16 protein-coding genes are annotated in these 17,459 nt (G+C 36.5%); all 16 read left to right on the top strand.

Annotation, left to right across the window (positions count from 1 at the left end):
- The first annotated feature begins 42 nt into the window (after positions 1-42).
- The 16 genes from MJB10_RS20795 to MJB10_RS20720 all read left to right on the top strand — a co-directional run bounded on the left by MJB10_RS20795 (position 43) and on the right by MJB10_RS20720 (position 17,261).
- Entirely contained in the window at positions 43-264 is a 222-nt protein-coding gene (locus MJB10_RS20795) for a hypothetical protein (protein WP_314797895.1), read from the top strand.
- Positions 236-559, top strand: coding sequence for a hypothetical protein (locus tag MJB10_RS20790; RefSeq protein WP_314797892.1), 324 nt, complete (start codon positions 236-238; stop codon positions 557-559). Before MJB10_RS20795 ends, MJB10_RS20790 begins: the two co-directional genes overlap by 29 nt.
- A gap of 460 nt (positions 560-1,019) precedes the next feature.
- On the top strand, positions 1,020-1,790 hold the full coding sequence (locus MJB10_RS20785) for a tyrosine-protein phosphatase (RefSeq protein ID WP_314797890.1): 771 nt from the start codon (positions 1,020-1,022) through the stop codon (positions 1,788-1,790).
- Positions 1,791-1,835: 45 nt separating this feature from the next.
- Positions 1,836-4,247, top strand: coding sequence for an S-layer homology domain-containing protein (locus MJB10_RS20780; RefSeq protein WP_314797887.1), 2,412 nt, complete (start codon positions 1,836-1,838; stop codon positions 4,245-4,247).
- Positions 4,248-4,376: 129 nt separating this feature from the next.
- On the top strand, positions 4,377-5,135 hold the full coding sequence (locus MJB10_RS20775; protein ID WP_314797885.1) for a YveK family protein: 759 nt from the start codon (positions 4,377-4,379) through the stop codon (positions 5,133-5,135).
- Positions 5,116-5,802 carry a CpsD/CapB family tyrosine-protein kinase gene (locus MJB10_RS20770; protein WP_314797882.1) on the top strand — a complete coding sequence of 229 codons (687 nt, stop codon included), beginning with the start codon at positions 5,116-5,118 and terminating at the stop codon, positions 5,800-5,802. The genes MJB10_RS20775 and MJB10_RS20770 overlap by 20 nt, the downstream gene beginning before the upstream one ends.
- A gap of 282 nt (positions 5,803-6,084) precedes the next feature.
- Positions 6,085-6,981, top strand: coding sequence for a UTP--glucose-1-phosphate uridylyltransferase GalU (gene galU, locus MJB10_RS20765; protein ID WP_314797881.1), 897 nt, complete (start codon positions 6,085-6,087; stop codon positions 6,979-6,981).
- Between the two features lie 11 nt (positions 6,982-6,992).
- Positions 6,993-7,685 carry a sugar transferase gene (locus tag MJB10_RS20760; protein WP_397386548.1) on the top strand — a complete coding sequence of 231 codons (693 nt, stop codon included), beginning with the start codon at positions 6,993-6,995 and terminating at the stop codon, positions 7,683-7,685.
- A gap of 25 nt (positions 7,686-7,710) precedes the next feature.
- The gene (gene fcl / locus MJB10_RS20755) at positions 7,711-8,652 is read left to right on the top strand and encodes a GDP-L-fucose synthase (RefSeq protein ID WP_314797879.1); all 942 of its coding nucleotides are present in this window, start codon (positions 7,711-7,713) and stop codon (positions 8,650-8,652) included.
- Between the two features lie 27 nt (positions 8,653-8,679).
- On the top strand, positions 8,680-9,759 hold the full coding sequence (gmd, locus tag MJB10_RS20750; RefSeq protein ID WP_314797876.1) for a GDP-mannose 4,6-dehydratase: 1,080 nt from the start codon (positions 8,680-8,682) through the stop codon (positions 9,757-9,759).
- 150 nt (positions 9,760-9,909) lie between these two features.
- Entirely contained in the window at positions 9,910-11,040 is a 1,131-nt protein-coding gene (locus MJB10_RS20745; RefSeq protein WP_314797873.1) for a glycosyltransferase family 4 protein, read from the top strand.
- Between the two features lie 12 nt (positions 11,041-11,052).
- On the top strand, positions 11,053-11,853 hold the full coding sequence (locus MJB10_RS20740; RefSeq protein WP_314797870.1) for a glycosyltransferase: 801 nt from the start codon (positions 11,053-11,055) through the stop codon (positions 11,851-11,853).
- A 26-nt stretch (positions 11,854-11,879) separates the two neighbouring features.
- Positions 11,880-13,046 (top strand): glycosyltransferase family 4 protein, encoded by a 1,167-nt coding sequence (locus tag MJB10_RS20735; protein ID WP_314797867.1) that lies wholly within the window; start codon positions 11,880-11,882, stop codon positions 13,044-13,046.
- A gap of 154 nt (positions 13,047-13,200) precedes the next feature.
- Positions 13,201-14,640: a hypothetical protein gene (locus MJB10_RS20730; RefSeq protein WP_314797864.1), complete on the top strand. Its 1,440-nt coding sequence runs from the start codon at positions 13,201-13,203 to the stop codon at positions 14,638-14,640.
- A gap of 112 nt (positions 14,641-14,752) precedes the next feature.
- On the top strand, positions 14,753-15,634 hold the full coding sequence (locus tag MJB10_RS20725; protein WP_314797862.1) for an alpha-1,2-fucosyltransferase: 882 nt from the start codon (positions 14,753-14,755) through the stop codon (positions 15,632-15,634).
- Between the two features lie 169 nt (positions 15,635-15,803).
- Positions 15,804-17,261, top strand: a complete 1,458-nt coding sequence (locus MJB10_RS20720; protein WP_314797860.1) for a lipopolysaccharide biosynthesis protein — start codon at positions 15,804-15,806, stop codon at positions 17,259-17,261.
- Positions 17,262-17,459: the final 198 nt, after the last annotated feature.

Raw genomic sequence — 17,459 nt, 5'->3', positions numbered from 1 at the left:
TATACTACTTTAGCTTCATAAATAGGGAGGTGTTGATAGATCATGGCAAGAAACGCAATGAAAATGACCGGGGCTTATCTATTACTGTTCATAAGTTTTCTGACTATTATCTTGACATGGGAAGTGCAGCTGCTCTCACCTTTGGGGGGGATTTTCATTGTGGGCGTCAGTTGTATCGGGGCTATACTCATGTGGAGGGATACGACCGATTCATCATTAGAAGTTGGCGAGAAAATTGTCAAACGAGCAAAAACCGATCGTTGACCGTAAAGCGGACAAGGATCATCCCCCCCAGCAGACGAAGTCTGAGTCCAGCAAATGGAGTGATTTATTTGGGATTGGCAAAATGATGGATAAACTGCCGCTTTATAAATTATCAGCTCGTATGGCTTATTGCATGTTTTTCGATCTCGTTTTACTGTTCTTTGTTCTGTTTCTGCGGGCCATGGGTATGAGAGTGAATGATTTTCCGAATGCCTGGGACGTTCGAGTAATTGTGTTCGTGACGATCGTCGTATTTTTTGTAGGGATCAGTGATGTGATGGCGAAAAAAAAGTAGACATGTGACAGGATTGCAAGGTAAAGTCCCTTGATATTTGGGGCTCTATCTTCTTTTTTTTGAATTTTCTATGAACCGGATGTTTGTTGTTTGGATGCATTGTAAGTTTTAGTTTACAGAAAATTCATGCATATCGTTTTGTGAACTTTTTGTCGAAAGTGTAGGTGATAATGTAGATTTTTGTCGAATTATAAGATAAAATGTTTAATTTTTATGAAATACTAATTGTTTGTTAATCGTTTACTAGATTTCGCGAAAAATTCGGACATATTACAAATATTTAAATCTGATAAAAATTACATAAAAAACAGCTTGATAATAGGAACTAAGGGCTATTTCGGGTAGGCAAGCGTAGGTATATATGCTACACTTTCATAAAGAACGTCATGGTGAAAAGTGTGAATTTCTGATATTTTTTGTCGTAAAACTACGAATATAGTCCTAGAGGTTGGGGATTTCAATGATTGATATACATAGTCATATACTACCAGATCTCGACGATGGGGCCACTGATTTGGACCATGCGATTCAGATGGCTAGACAAGCGGCCCAGCAGGGGATCACGGCTGTCATTGCAACCCCGCATCATCGCAATGGTAGATATATGAATGAAGCTAGTTTCGTCAGCGAACAGGTACAACGATTTCAAGAGGAGCTCATTGAGCGCCAAATTCCGCTTCGTGTGCATGCGGGCCAAGAAGTTCGGGTGTACCGTGAGCTGATTGAAGATATAGAAATGAAGCGGACCAGCACATTAAATGGTTCACGCTACTTGCTGCTCGAGTTTCCATCTGATCGAATCTCCGCTGGCATCGAAGAGTTGCTGCATGAACTCCTGCTCATGGATATCGTACCGATTATTACGCATCCCGAGCGCAATCGAGAAATCGTGGAGAACCCGAAGAAATTGCTGGAGTTGGTCCAACTCGGAGCTTTGACACAAGTGACAGCCCATGCCTTACTGGGGGATTTCGGTCGATCCATCCAGTCTTTTTCCTTGGAGTTATGCCGGAATCATTTGACTCATTTCATTGCGTCGGATGCCCACAACACTGCCAAGCGTGGGTTCGCTCTTGCACAAGCGTATGAAGTTGTGCGAAAGGAACTAGGCCCCGATTATGTGAGCACGTTCCAAAACAATGCCAACAGGATCATACATAATTTATCTATTGAAACACTTCCTCCTGTTTGGCCGAAATCAAAATGGTTTCAGTTTTGGAAATCCAAATAAAGCAACAACAAGAAAGACCACTAATCTAATGAGGTGAATTTTAGCATGACGATGAAAAAGAAATTAGCCGTAACGACACTATCAGCAAGCATCTTGCTTGCATCCCTTGCTGGACTTCCATTAAGCGAGAAAGGGTTTGCCGATAAGTTGGGGATTTCTGTTGGGGTGGCTTCGGCTGATACAGTAGCAACTACTACTGCTGTTACTCCACTAGGTATGTTGAATGGCCTGCACGGTGAACTTGTTAAAGATGTACAAGGGTTATCTGATGTGAAAGCGACAAGAGATTATGTGGCTGCTCATAACTTTACTGATTCAGAAATGCAAACCATTCTCGGGCCTGTTTGGACGAAATTAGCTCCTGCTGGCGTAAATGTTACTCCAGTGTTTGCACTTTTTAATAGCTTGGATTTATTCTATGACGAGTCTGGAAATAACATTGATGCTTTAGTTCAAAATACAAATATTCGTGCTGCAATCAATACGCTGTTCACTTATAAATCACTTCCTGGCATTAATGATCAGTATGGACTAAGCAAACAAAGCGTAATTGATTTTCAAGAAGCAGCAATCGCAGCATTGAAATCTAAAAAAAATGACTTATTGGCAAGTGTTCTCGTAGCGTTATCTAACAGCGGCAGTACACAAGATATATTAAATACCGTAAATTCAATTGTTAAAGCTGAACTATCCGATGATAATCTACTTATTTATAACTTCCTAAAGGCTTATCATATTACCCTGGATGATCTCAATGTAGTTCAAGATAACATTGCTAATGCTGTAGGAGCCAAAGCTTTATCGGCAAGGGCAGCGCTCGTTTCGGCTGGAGTAAGATACGTACTTGCTGGAGATATCGCATACGTTCCTACTACAGTAACTACGAACTCTGTTAAACCTGGGTTGACCGTGTTTGGTTCAAATTTAATTAACAACTATTTGACTTGGAGCCTTCAAACAGGAACAGTTGACCATGTGAAATTCACAAATGATGGTACTCTTGTACTGGACGGAGCAAACGCTGGCAGCGGCAAGATTCAAGCACGTGATTCCAAATTTGGGCTTCTCTTGTATATCTCGGCCACGATATCCTTAAATAATTCATCCAGCACTGATCCTGGCACTGGAACTTCACCAGCAGATACTAAAAAGGATCCAGCAGAGCAAGGTAAAGCTGATTTAGATAAGTTGATCAAGGATCTTGTTGGTGCAACCGATGAGAAAAAATCCGAAATCTTCAAAAAAGCACAAGATGCTATTAAAAATGCCATCGCACAACTAGCCACACTTGACCTGAAATCATCGATTAAAGTAGAAGGTAATGTAGCGAAACCGACGCTGAATAACGCTGATCTTACAAAGAAAATGAAAGAAGTTGCCGATAAAGCCAAGGCACTGAATGATCAATTGCAGAAGTTGAACCCACAAGCGAAACCAGAGAAAGTCGAGCTGAAATTGGATTTTGGTACAACCACTGCCAAAACGACTGAAATTCCGTTCGCTAAAGAATTGCTTGATTCTGCGAAAGAGAATGGTATTGATACCGTATCCGTCTCCATGAATGGTCTTACATTAGGTGTTAGTCCTACAGAGTTTAGTAAAGATACGACGCTAAAGGTGTCTAAACAAGATAAGACTGAAGCAACGGACGTAACAAAACTAAATGTTGTATCTGATGTATTTAATTTTGAATTTACATCTGGCGGAAATGAAATTCACACATTCAATAAGCCTGTTACTCTACAACTTCCAATTGAGAATACATCCAATGTAGATACAGATTTGCTGACCCTTGCGAAAATTATCAATGGCAAATTAGAGTACTACGGCGGTAGCTATCAAAACGGCACTTTTAGCGCCAAACGTAACGGCTTCTCCACGTATACCGTTGTTGAGAATAAAGTATCTTTCGGCGATACAACATCCGTTAAGGCATGGGCTGGTCGACAAATTCAAGTAGCTGCGGCAAAAGGCATTCTTGAAGGTCGTGCGGAGCAAACCTTCGATCCGAATGGATTTGTTACACGTGCTGAATTTGCGAAAATGATCGTCAAAACATTCTCCTTGCAAGATGATCAAGCAACTGAAAACTTCGCTGATGTGAGCGATTCCGACTGGTACAAAGTCTACGTTGCATCTGCAGTTAAAAACGGCATCGTGAACGGCAAAGAAGCGGGTAAATTTGACCCTAACGGTAAAATTACGCGTGCCGAAATGGCTGTTATGTCCTCCAGAGCGCTTGCGCTTAAAGGCGTAACGCTAAATCCAGCTAAAGTGGATGAAGTTCTTAAAGGTTTCACGGATGCAACAGCGATTAACACGTCTTTGAAAGATGGCGTTGCTCTGGCAGCAAATGAAGGCATCATTATCGGTGAAGAAGGCAACGCATTTAATCCAAATGCTAACTCCACTCGTGCACAAGCCGCTGTTGTTATCTATCGTTTGCTGAATAAATAAGCAACTGTATATTTCAGGAGGAATCCTCATCTCTACCAGATAGAGGGGGATTCCTTATCTTTTCTAATAAAAATAATGAAGACCAGCGACCAAGATGAGACATGACATCATGTAGACGGAGGGAATGGCATGGAACTGGATTTAAAGGATTACTTGAAAATTATAAGGAAAAGGGTGTGGATGATTGTCGCAATTGTTGTTGTAGCAACAGTATCAACGGGGATTATCAGCTTTTTGTTTATGGAACCGATCTACCAAGCTTCGACCAAACTAATTGTCAATAAATCCAATGATCAAGTAGGCGTCTCCCAAGTTGACCTGAATACAGTCAATTTGAACATTAGACTCATTGATACATACAAAGAAATCATTCGTACACCGCGAATTATGGACAAAGTCGTATCCGAATACCCACATTTGAATATAACAGCCGAGCAGCTTGTAGAGAAAGTGAAAGTGAGCTCAGTTAACAATACACAAGTTATGACTCTCATTGTTCAAGATCCTTCGTATACACGGGCAGCGAGCATTGCAAATGCCGTGTCCATCGTATTCCAAGACGAGATTCCGAAGATTATGAAAGTCGATAATATTTCTTTGCTGAATGAAGCCAAAGATATGGAAGGGCCCATTCCAGTTAAGCCGAATAAAAAGTTAAATGTCGCGATCTCCTTTGTCGTTTCGCTGATGATTGCGTTAGGTGTTGCCTTCTTGTTGGAGTATTTGAACGATCAACTGACAACAGAGGAAGAAGTAGAGCAGTACTTAGGACTACCTACCTTAGCCATGATCACCAAGATGAAGCCAGAAGACTTCCAGAACCATCACAGCAAGCAGACCAATGAACAAAGAGTGGGAGGGCGTTCCGATGTCAAACTCAACCAGTAAAAGACCGATCATCACACATCAGAATCCCAAATCTCCCATTTCGGAAGCGTATCGCGCACTAAGAACCAATATTCAATTCTCATCGATCGATGAGGAATTAAGAGTGATTATGGTGACCTCCGCAGGTCCTGGAGAAGGGAAGTCCACCACACTCGTCAACCTAGCCGTAGCTTACGCGCAATCAGATAAGAAAGTACTCATCATCGACGGTGATCTTCGTAAACCAACCATGCATCACACCCTGCGGGTATCGAATCGTTGGGGGCTTACCAATCTGCTTACGAATCAACTGACCGTTCGTGAAGTATTGCAAGACACGTTCATTCCTAATTTGCAAATTATTACATCAGGCCCTATCCCGCCGAATCCTTCAGAGATTCTGGCTTCCAAGAAGATGCTAAGTGCCATCGAAGAGCTGAAACAGCAGTTCGATATTATCCTAATCGACGCTCCACCTGCTATCGCCGTGACGGATTCGCAGATCATTTCTACGCGTGCCGATGGGGTTATCCTTGTCGTCAACTCGGACAAAACGAAGCGTGATGCTGTAATGAAAGCGAAGCAAAACCTTGATAACGTTCGAGCTAGAATACTCGGCGTCGTTCTGAACAATGTGGATCGTAAGAACAAAGATGCATATTACTATTATTACGGTGAAAGTCAATAAGAGCTAACGCAGACCATTCCATTGAATGACACATCTTTTTACTAACTAGGTAATGTCTACTATACCTCTATCATTGTAGATACTCGATCATGCTGTGGGCGGCTTGCCGCCTTAGATGTATATCATCGGTGGTGTGATGTGAGGTGGGGTTAAATGCCCTATGTTTTTCATTAAAAATCCGAGGCATATTTTCTTGGAAAAGAAGATATGCCTGGTTTTTTTAAAGGAAAACTTTAAAAAAATAAAGGATTGTAGTATATAGCATACGAAGGAGGAGCTACTATGGAAAAGAGAATTAGAAAAGCGATTATCCCAGCTGCTGGCTTAGGAACTAGATTTCTGCCTGCAACCAAAGCGATGCCGAAAGAAATGCTTCCGATCGTAGATAAACCAACCATTCAATACATCGTTGAAGAAGCCATTGAATCTGGTATTGAAGACATTATTATCGTAACAGGTAAAGGGAAAAGAGCGATTGAGGATCATTTCGATAGTGCTTTTGAGTTAGAGTACAATTTGCTGGAAAAAGGAAAACACGATCTTCTTGAAGAGGTTCTTAAGCCAGGTAAAGTTGAAATTCATTTCATTAGGCAAAAAGAAGCCAAAGGCCTGGGTCACGCAGTATGGTGTGCTAGACGTTTTATTGGTAATGAACCATTCGCTGTTCTACTAGGAGATGACATTGTAAGCGCTGAAACACCGTGCCTAAAGCAATTAATGGATCAATTTGAATTATCTCAATCCTCGGTAATTGGTGTTCAACCCGTTAGCGATCAAGAGACCAAACGGTATGGTATTGTTGACCCCATTAGCAAAAATGGTGACTTGTACAAGGTTCGACGCTTTGTAGAAAAGCCTGCCCCTGGCACGGCGCCTTCAAATTTGGCGATAATGGGACGCTATATTTTAACTCCAGAAATATTTGATTTTCTCGAACTTCAGGAAACAGGTGCAGGCGGGGAAATCCAATTAACAGATGCAATCTCCCGACTGAACGAGATACAGGATGTATTCGCCTTCCAATTTGAAGGACAAAGGTATGATGTGGGAGAGAAGCTTGGTTTTATTCTCACTTCGGTCGATTTCGCTTTGAAAAATGATGAACTTAAGGCTCCGCTTTTACGAGCCTTAGAAGATGTTCTTCATAGAGAAAAGCAGTTACAACTTACACATGGCTAGGAGGCAATCAGATGCCGAATATCTCCAGAGATACGCTGATGGTGGAGAAAGATACATACTATCCTATCAATATATTAAGGACCGTACATCAACAAAAAACTTCTTATTTATTTATTAAAAGGATATTGGATGTCCTTGGAGCACTAGTTGGGATTATACTCATCTTGCCTGTGTTTCTGATTTTGGCGGTTATGATCAAGCTTGAAGATCCTAGTGGCTCCGTATTTTTTTATCAGATGCGCGTAGGCAAGGATGAGAAGCAATTCAAGATGTATAAATTCAGATCGATGGTTTCCAATGCGGAAGAATTGTTAGAGGGCTTGTTGGATAAGAACGAGATCGAAGGTCACATGTTTAAAATGAAAGAAGATCCTCGGATAACAAGAGTGGGAAAATTTATTCGCAAAACAAGCATGGACGAGCTTCCACAGCTATGGAACGTGCTGATCGGCGATATGAGTCTAGTTGGCCCACGTCCACCATTAGTGAGAGAAGTAGAACAATATAGTGACTATCATAAACAACGTTTGCTTGTAACGCCGGGGTGTACGGGGCTATGGCAAGTAAGCGGGAGAAATGATGTTAGCTTCAAGAAGATGGTAGAGCTTGATTTGAAGTACATAAAAAATAGAAGTATTTTATTGGATGTTAAAATTATTTTGAAAACGTGTAAGGTGCTTTTAGGATCAAAAGACGCCTATTAAAAAAAGATAACATTTGAGGTGTTCCATGGATTTAGGAGCTAAAATATACATCGCTGGACATAGAGGATTAGTTGGATCTGCTATTTTAAGAGAGTTACAAGCGAAAGGCTATACCAATTTGGTCTATCGAACGAGTGCTGAATTGGACTTAAGGAAATTTGATGATGTTGTAAAATTCTTTACTGCAGAAAAGATTGACTACGTCTTCATGGCTGCTGCCAAAGTTGGCGGCATTGTCGCTAATAATGAGTATCCAGCTGATTTCATCCGAGACAATTTGCTAATTCAGACCAACGTTATTGATGCAGCCTATAAGTCGGGCGTTACGAAGTTATTGTTCCTCGGATCAACTTGTATTTACCCGAAGCTTGCCCCACAACCGCTAAAAGAAGAATATCTGTTAACGGGTGAGCTTGAGGCTACGAATGAACCCTATGCGATTGCCAAAATCGCTGGTATTAAAATGTGTCAATCCTATAATCGACAATACGGTACAAGGTATATTTCTGTTATGCCGACCAATCTATATGGACCTAATGATAACTTCGATTTGGAGTCATCTCACGTCATGCCTGCGTTGATGCGGAAAATTTATGAAGCCAAAGTGAATCAGTCACCACAAGTTGAAATCTGGGGCACAGGTACACCAAAGCGGGAGTTTCTTCATGCGGATGATTTAGCTAAAGCATGTTTATTCCTCATGAATAACTATGAGAGTAATGACATTATTAATGTTGGTGTTGGTGAAGACATTTCCATTAAAGAGCTGGCCGAAACCATTCAGAGAGTGGTTGGTTACGACGGGGAATTATTATTTAATACAACCAAACCTGATGGTACACCTAGAAAGCTTGTTGATGTAACTAAGATTTCAAACCTAGGCTGGAAAGCGGAGATCGAGCTCGAAGCAGGAATCCGTTCAGCTTATCAATGGTTTATTGAACATCATGTCGCAGTTGCGAAATAGAAGAATCACCACGTGGAGGATATGACAATGAAAACAGCATTAATTACAGGCGTTACTGGGCAGGATGGTTCCTATCTAGCAGAGTTTCTATTGGAAAAAGGATACCAAGTGCATGGTGTTATTCGTCGTAGTTCTTCCTATAATCAAGAGCGTTTAGAAGATATTCTTGATGAGGAAGCAGCGAATGCATTGTTAAACAATGGGGATTTCCATCTGCATTATGGTGACGTAACTGATACTTCTAACGTGATTCGTTTAATTAGTGAAGTTCAACCAGATGAAATCTATAATCTAGCAGCACAATCCCATGTCAGAGTTTCCTTTGATATGCCAGGATACACATTGGATGTAGATGGCAAAGGAACACTTAACATATTGGAAGCAGTTCGAATTTTGGGATTAACTGAAAAAACGAAAGTTTATCAGGCTTCCACATCTGAACTATATGGAAAAGTTCAAGAAGTACCGCAAAAAGAAACTACTCCTTTCTATCCGCGTTCTCCATATGGTGTCGCTAAGATATATGGGTTTTGGATTACAAAGAACTATCGCGAGTCATACAATATGTTTGCTGTAAATGGTATTTTATTTAATCATGAGTCAGAGCGCCGCGGCGAAACATTTGTCACTCGTAAGATATCACTCGCAGCTGCAAGAATTGCGCAAGGCAAACAAAAGAAAGTATCTTTAGGCAACCTGGATTCTTTGCGTGATTGGGGCTATGCCAAAGACTATGTGGAATGTATGTGGCTAATTCTCCAACACGATCAACCAGAGGACTTCGTCATTGCAACTGGTGAAATGCATACGGTACGTGAATTTGTTGAATTAGCTTTTAACCATGTTGGTATAGAAATAGAGTGGACAGGACAGGGTGTTGAAGAAAAAGGTACTAACAAGGCCACAGGTGAGGTTATTGTGGATGTTGATCCTAAATTTTTCAGACCTACTGAAGTAGATCAGTTGTTAGGAGATCCTACGAAGGCAAGAACATTGTTAGGTTGGAATCCAACAAAAACTTCTTTTGAAGAATTAGTACGAATTATGGTTATAGCAGATATGAAGAAGGTTGAGAAGGAAGATAGAGTTAAGAAGATGTTTGATTAGAGAAAAGGCATTTTTAAGAATTTTGGTAAGGTTAACGAACTTTTATTGTCCTATTATAATATTCCATCTCAGGGCAAATTTAAATTTTAAAATGGATTTAATGAATCTAATTAATTGATTAACTTGCTGCTTGTAGAGAAGGGGAAATTTATGAAAACAAAATTAATGATTGTTGTTCAGTCTCCTGGTGGAGTAGAGAGATATATACAAATGCTCTTAAAATACTTAAATAGGGCAAAATACGAAATTATTTTGGTTTGTTCTTTCGACTTTAAGGAGAAAAATTATATAAATCTCGTTGACACATTTGTAAATATAAATATGTGTCGTGAATTGAATTTGAAAATTGATGCAAAAGGCGTATTGGTACTTAGAAAGATTATTAAGGAGTATCAGCCGGACATTTTATATTTACAGAGCAGCAAAGCTGGGGCACTAGCAAGAATATCAGCTTTGGGTATAGAGACTAAAGTTGTATATAACCCTCATGGTTGGGCATTTTGTATGGATACTAGCAATAAGAAAAAAATATTTTATCGTATAATAGAGAAGTTCCTTGCATTTTTGAAAACAGATTCAATTGTAGCAATTTCAGAATGTGAAAAGAAAAGAGCAATTCTAAATATGATTTGTAAACCGCAAAAAATAGAGAAAATTCTAAATGGAATTGATATAGAACAATTAGATTCTGAGTTAGTTGATAAGAGAACTGCTAGAAAGAAAGTGGGAATACCCGAAAACTCATATGTAATCGGTTTGGTTGGTAGAATTTGTTACAACAAAGCTCCGGAAATTTTCCTTGAGGCAGCATCCAAAATTAAACTGAAAATACCCAATGCTTTTTTTGTATTAGTAGGTGACGGACCAGACCGAAGCAGAGTGGAAGAATTAATAAAAGAGCATAAGTTAGAAGGTTGTACAATGATAACTGGCTGGACAGATGCACCATTTTTATATCAATGCTGCTTTGATCAAGGGATGCTGCTAACAAGATGGGAAGGCTTTGGATTGGTTTTAGCGGAATATATGTTAGCTAATGTTCCTATAATTGCAACCAACGTTGATTCAATACCAGAACTAATTACAGATGGAGAAACAGGTTTGTTAGTTAAAGTAAATGATGCTGATAGTACAGCGGCTGCGAGTATTAGAATATTTAAAGATAAAGAATTAAAAGAAAAATTAATAAAGAGTGGAAACCAAAGAGTAAGAAAAAAATTTAATGTGAAACGTGTGGCAGAAGAACATGAAAAGTTGTTCAACTCTTTGGGTGCTTCATAGAGGAGTTTATGTATGCCGAAGATTTCAGTAATAATGGGTGTTTATAATTGCAAAAGTTTTGATGCATTAGAAGCTAGTGTTACCTCGATTATAAATCAAACATTTAATGATTGGGAATTTATCATTTGCAACGATGGTTCAACCAATGAAACATTGGAAGTTTTAAAAAATATCGAAGAAAAAGATGGTAGAATTAAAGTTATAACTTATAAAAAAAATCAAGGGTTAGCATATGCATTAAATGAGTGTATTAAAGTTTCGGCAGGAGACTTTATAGCACGTCAAGATGATGATGATGTATCAGATATTCATAGATTTGAGAAGGAAATGAAATATTTTGAGAGTCATCCTGATATTTCAATTGTTGGATGCACGGCCTCTGTATTTGATACCAATGGTACATGGGGGAAATTTAGCGTTCCAGCCAATCCTAAACCAAAAGATTTCTTTTGGAATAGTCCATTTATCCACCCTTCAGTCATTATTAAAAAGGCAGATTTGCAGAAAGCCGGATGTTACAGGATTTCAAAAGAAACTAGACGATGCGAAGATTATGATTTGTTTATGACAATGTACTCGTTAGGAATGCGGGGACATAACATTCAAGAAGAATTATATCGATATTGTATTATTAATGGGAATAACAAGCATAGACCAATGAAATATCGAATTGATGAGGCTAAGGTTAGATATATCGGATATAAAAAAATGGGTCTCCTGTTTTATGGATTACCATATATTGCAAAGCCTATTATTATTGGCTTAATGCCACAGAAGTTTTTTAAAAAAGTTACTAAGAAACAATATGCATAAATTTTTTGAATGTGTGGAGATCGTAAATGAAGATTCTGTTTACTGTTGAAAATTACTACCCCAAAATGAGTGGGGTTCCAGTAGTTGTAAAGTATTTAGCAGAAGGTATGGCAACCTTAGGGCATAACGTTACAATAGTTACAAAGGAGGTAGATGGGACTCCAAAACGGGAGGAAATTGGAGGAGTACAGATTGTTAGAATGAATATTTACTACGATGGCTTGAAACGATTTCGCGGAGAAACAAAAGAGTATATTGATTATGTTAAAAATTTTGATTGTGATGCAATCATTTTTCAATGTAGTCAATGTATTACAACGGATCTTCTACTTAAAGAGTTACATCAAATTAAAGCTAAGACTATCTTGCACTCTCATGGATTTTCTGGATTGACATTACAGCCTTTTAGAAGAATGTCGACTCTCAAAAATACAATTGGAAATACATTTAATTGGATAAGATGGAATGTTTACTATGCTACAACTTTCAAAAAGTTTGTTAAAGAGTTTGATGAGACTGTTTGCTTGTCTGAGGTGGATAGTAGTAAATCTTACTTGGATAAATATTCAAAAAATCAAGTTCGTATCCTTTCAAATGCATCAGAAGATATTTTTTTTCAGTTAGATAGTTTTAATAATCCAATTTCAAAGTATACCCAATTGATAAATGAAAACTACTTTATTAGCGTAGCAAATTATTCTGGATATAAAAATCAGAAGGGGATCTTAGAACAGTTTTACAAAGCAAAGGTGAATAATTATGATATGGTGTTTATTGGAGGATCAGAAAACTATTATTATAAGTCATTGTTACATTTTAATCATAAATTATCGCTACAACATGGAAAGCGAAACGTACACTTTTTGACAGGGGTGCAGAGAGAACACATCCCCAGCATAATGAAAAATGCTACTTTCTATCTGGTAGGAAGTACCTTTGAAGAATTTTCAATATCACTGATCGAATCAATGGCACTGGGTGTTCCATTTATCAGTACAAATGTAGGAAATGCCCGAGTGTTACCCGGTGGAATTACAATAAGCGACTTAAGAGAAATGCACAAAATAATTAATAGTCTGCTGAGTAATTTTAATAAGAGATCTGACCTAAGCTACAAGGGAAGAGAATATGCTCTAAAATCCTGCAGAATAAACGAAGCAGTAAAATGTCTACTAAATATTATTGCAATGTAATAAATCCAAGGAAAATGCTTGAAAATTGATTTATTATAATAGTATATTGGATTAGTTTGTTAAAAATTAAATCATGCTATATGCTGAAATATGCAATATATTTGATGGATATATTAGTGAATGGAATTAGAAAGTTATTGAAAGGATTTATTTTATGCATAAATTAAGTCAGAGGACAATAGTAAAAAGAATTCCGAATTTTATTATAGCTTTTATTTCTTTTGCTATTAGTATTTATGTGTTGAATAATTCGGAGTTTTTTCCAGGTTATTCGGTGTATTTCATAGTACCATTTGGGTTTTCAATATTAATGATTCTATGCACAAATATTGATTTTACAAATTTCAAAATGATTGGTCCTTTTATTTTTAATATGTCTATGGTTATTAAATACTCCTTACTTCCGCTTATTGCTTGTATTAGCCAATACTATTCTCGTTTTGGGGTAACCCCCTCAGCTGATAATATTAGAAGTGCGATTTTCCTTACATTCTATGAAATGATAGTTTTATGCATTTTTGGAAATTATTTATCAAAGACATATAAAAGAAAGTCAAATAAAGTTGACCAAAATAATAAACCATTAAGAAGTTATTTTATATTCAATATAGTTATTTTGTTAGGAATTCTTGTCGCAGTATTTATACCTGAAGCAATAGCTGATTATAGATTCCTTTTTAATCAAGATGATTTGGCAACAAATATTAAAGTAAACTTCCCGTTATCGGGGCTTTTTTCTACTGTTGTAATTTTTGCTAGATATTGCTTGGTGTTAATTGTGATTAATTCATGTTTTAAAAGAAATCGAAAGCAATTCAGTTACATGAATATAGTTATATCAATTATAGCTGTTAGTGTAAATGCTCTCATCGTTTCAAATCTTAGTCGTGTTGGACTTATATGCCCATTTATAACTTTTATGGTGTTATTGTTGTTCTTATATCCTGGAAAAAGAGAACGCAAAGCAATTTTGTTTGTTATGAGTGGAATTATTACTATAGGCCTAATATACCTTACAGGAGTAAAATTCTTTGGTGAAGGGCGTGGTGAGGTTAGTGATAGCACAAATATCCTTTTTTGGGGCGATACAATTAATATGTATTTTATGGGTGTAAAAGAAACTGCAATTGGAATAATGGCAGTTGATACCATAGATGTTACTTATGGATTTTTTAGAATTTTTCTATTACTGAACGATGTCTTTTCTAATGTTGGTGGAATAAGTAATTTTACTGTTTCAAGCATTAATTCAACAACTCTTTATAATTTGGTATATTTTGGTAGCAATATTTCAGTAAGTCAGATTGTGCCTAATATATGTGAAGGCACTTATTATTTTGGTGGATTATTTGCTCCAATTTGGCCATGTATTTTTTTATATTTGGCATATAAATTTAGTTATAAAATATATGAGCAAATTTACATTGATAAACGATTTGTATATATTTTTGCTAGTGTGTATTGCGGTATGCTACTTATGTTGAATACGAGTATGATAATTTATGCAATTGTAAATGTAAGTTTCCTTTTTGCTGTTGTTTCCAAGATAAATAGAATTATTTTATTTAAAAAGCATAAATCTTCTATTATTTAGTATACATCTAGAATATACAAAATAGGGTTTATCCAACAACTTTTACAAGAGTCAAGGAGTTATAAAATTATGTCTTAGGTGTTATTTTATTAAAAATTAAGGAGTACTATATATGATTGTTATTAAGTTACAGGGTGGTCTGGGAAATCAAATGTTTCAATATGCTTTCGGAAGAGCTATCCAAAATAAGTTAGGTGGAGAACTAATTTTGGATACGTCCGATTACAAATTTGATAAGTTGAGGAAACTTTCTTTGGACAACTTTGTACTTAACGAGGAGCTTAAGTATAACAATCGTGGATCTTTTAATATATTGTACGATCAAAGAACAAATTATCTCATAAAAATATTTGTCAAGTTTGCTCCCAATATTCTGTTTTCGGTACTGTCAACTTTCGGTATTTATATTTGGGATGATGCGGTGTTTAAGGATTTTACTGTTTCTTCTAGTAATAAAAATATTTATTTACATGGTTACTGGCAGAGCGAGCGATATTTTAAAGAGATATCGAGCATGATTTTAAAAGAACTTCAGGTAAAAACATCTGTTAAGGTAGACAACTTGGATATATATAACTTGATTGCAAGTACAGAATCTGTTTGTGTTCATATTCGCAGAGGTGATTTCCTTTCAAACTCTAATAGTTTGAAAGTTTGTGAGCAAGAGTATTTTTTAAAAGGTATGGATTTGATTGCTTCAAGAGTTGAAAATCCGGTGTTTATAATTTTTTCGGATGATATTAGTGATGTAAAACGGAATTTTGACTTTAAAGGGTATAATATAAATTTTGTTGAAAAGAATAATCAAGATTATGAAGAATTACAACTTATGTATAGTTGTAAACATTTCATAATATCAAATAGTACATTTAGTTGGTGGGCACAGTATTTGTCACAAAATAGAAATAAAATTGTGATTGCACCTAAAGTATGGTATACAGATGGTAAAAATAGCGATGGATTAATGATGGATAAATGGATAGTCATTTCATAAACACCTATCGATGTGACATGGTGGGTATAGATACAACTACCATTACCTCTTAAAAACACAGCACTTTATAAAAAAATTCGCATGAAAAATAACTCTAGTAGACAACAGTACAACTATTAGTAAAATATTTGTGCTGCAAGTGCATCGGTGCAGAATGGAGAAAGTTTTTGTGGAAAATATCAATATTATGGTGAAAAATGCCGCTAAATGGTCGGTACTTACAGAAATAGTTGTTAAAATTATTTCACCAATTAGTAATATGATTTTGGCCAGGATGCTAAGCCCAGAAGTATTTGGTGTTGTTGCAACTGTAATTATGATCACTTCATTTACTGATCTGTTTACGGATGCTGGATTTCAAAAATACATTATACAACGTAAATTTAAGAATGATAGTGAAGAAGATCTTTGTATAAATGTGGCCTTTTGGACTAACTTAATAATTTCGGTACTTCTCTGGTTTAGTATACTAATATTCTCTGATCAAATTGCATTTATTGTTGGTAACAATGGTTTAGGTAATGTTATTAGTTTGTATAGCAGTGTATTAATTCTAACATCATTCTCAAGTATACAGATGGCAATATATCGTAAAACATTAAATTTTAGAGTATTGTCTCTAATAAAAATAACTGCAAAATTAATACCATTTTTTGTTACCATCCCATTAGTTCTCATGGGATTTTCTTTTTGGGCACTTATTATTGGGGATATAGTAGGAGAGTTATTAAATGTAATATTATTAACAGCTTTATCTAAATGGAAACCCAAGTTTAAGTACAGTTTTCAAAAACTTTTTGAAATGTTTTCTTTTTGTGGTTGGACACTTATGGAAGCAGTTTCGGGATGGCTTGTAACTAATATCGGAATTTTCATTATTGGACTGTTTTTCAACAATTACTACCTTGGAATATACAAAGCATCTACCACAACTGTAATCCAGATAGTTTCGATTTTGACTGCATCAACTACATATGTATTATTTTCATCTTTAGCTGCTTTACAGAATGATCCTAATGCATTCAATAAGATGTTTTTGAATTTTCAAAAATATGTTGGTTTACTTTCAATACCTTTAGGAGTGGGTATTTTTGTGTTCAGAGATACTGTTACTTATATACTCCTTGGAAGTAATTGGGGCGAAGCAACATTATTGATAGGTCTCTGGGGGTTAATATTCTCTGAAAGTGTTATTTTTGCTGACTTCGGCGCGATGATTCTTTTGGCAAAAGGGAAACCACGTTATATATTTGTTTCAAATCTGATCCAAATATTATTAGTAGTACTATGCTTATTGTGGAGCAGTCGCCATGGGTTTACACCTTTGGTTTATATAACATGTTTAGTACGGCTACAGCTCCCAATTATGCAGATGTTTTGGGCTACCCGGATTACTAGAATTAATGGTAAAACAATCATAAGGAATATAGCTCCTTATATTTTTGCGTCTTTAATTATGGGGGCTACTGGATTGTTATTAATTTATTTTAAAACGAATTTTATTTTAAATCTATTTTATATTGTGATTTGCATTACCATTTATTTTAGTATTTTATTTCTTATACCATCAACAAGAAAAGTGATTTATATGTTTGTTAATAAATTCAAGGATAGTTTAATTTTATAGTAAACTCCCCTCGTCTCAATTGTCTCTACATTTTATGAATTAGGGTATCGGACGCGGTTTGCTTTTAGAAACCGAGAGGAAACTATTGATCTATTGGTTCCTTCCTTAAACTTTACATGGTAGGTGCGAAGCTTACATCAAAACCAATCATCATTGTGATCGAGAATCTAAAAGTAGACCTCAGACCCCCAATTCCCG

Source organism: Paenibacillus sp. MBLB1832 (genome assembly GCF_032271945.1).
Lineage (GTDB): Bacteria > Bacillota > Bacilli > Paenibacillales > NBRC-103111 > Paenibacillus_E > Paenibacillus_E roseopurpureus.
Note: the sequence above shows the minus strand (reverse complement) of the source record. Positions and strands in the feature narration are given on the sequence as shown.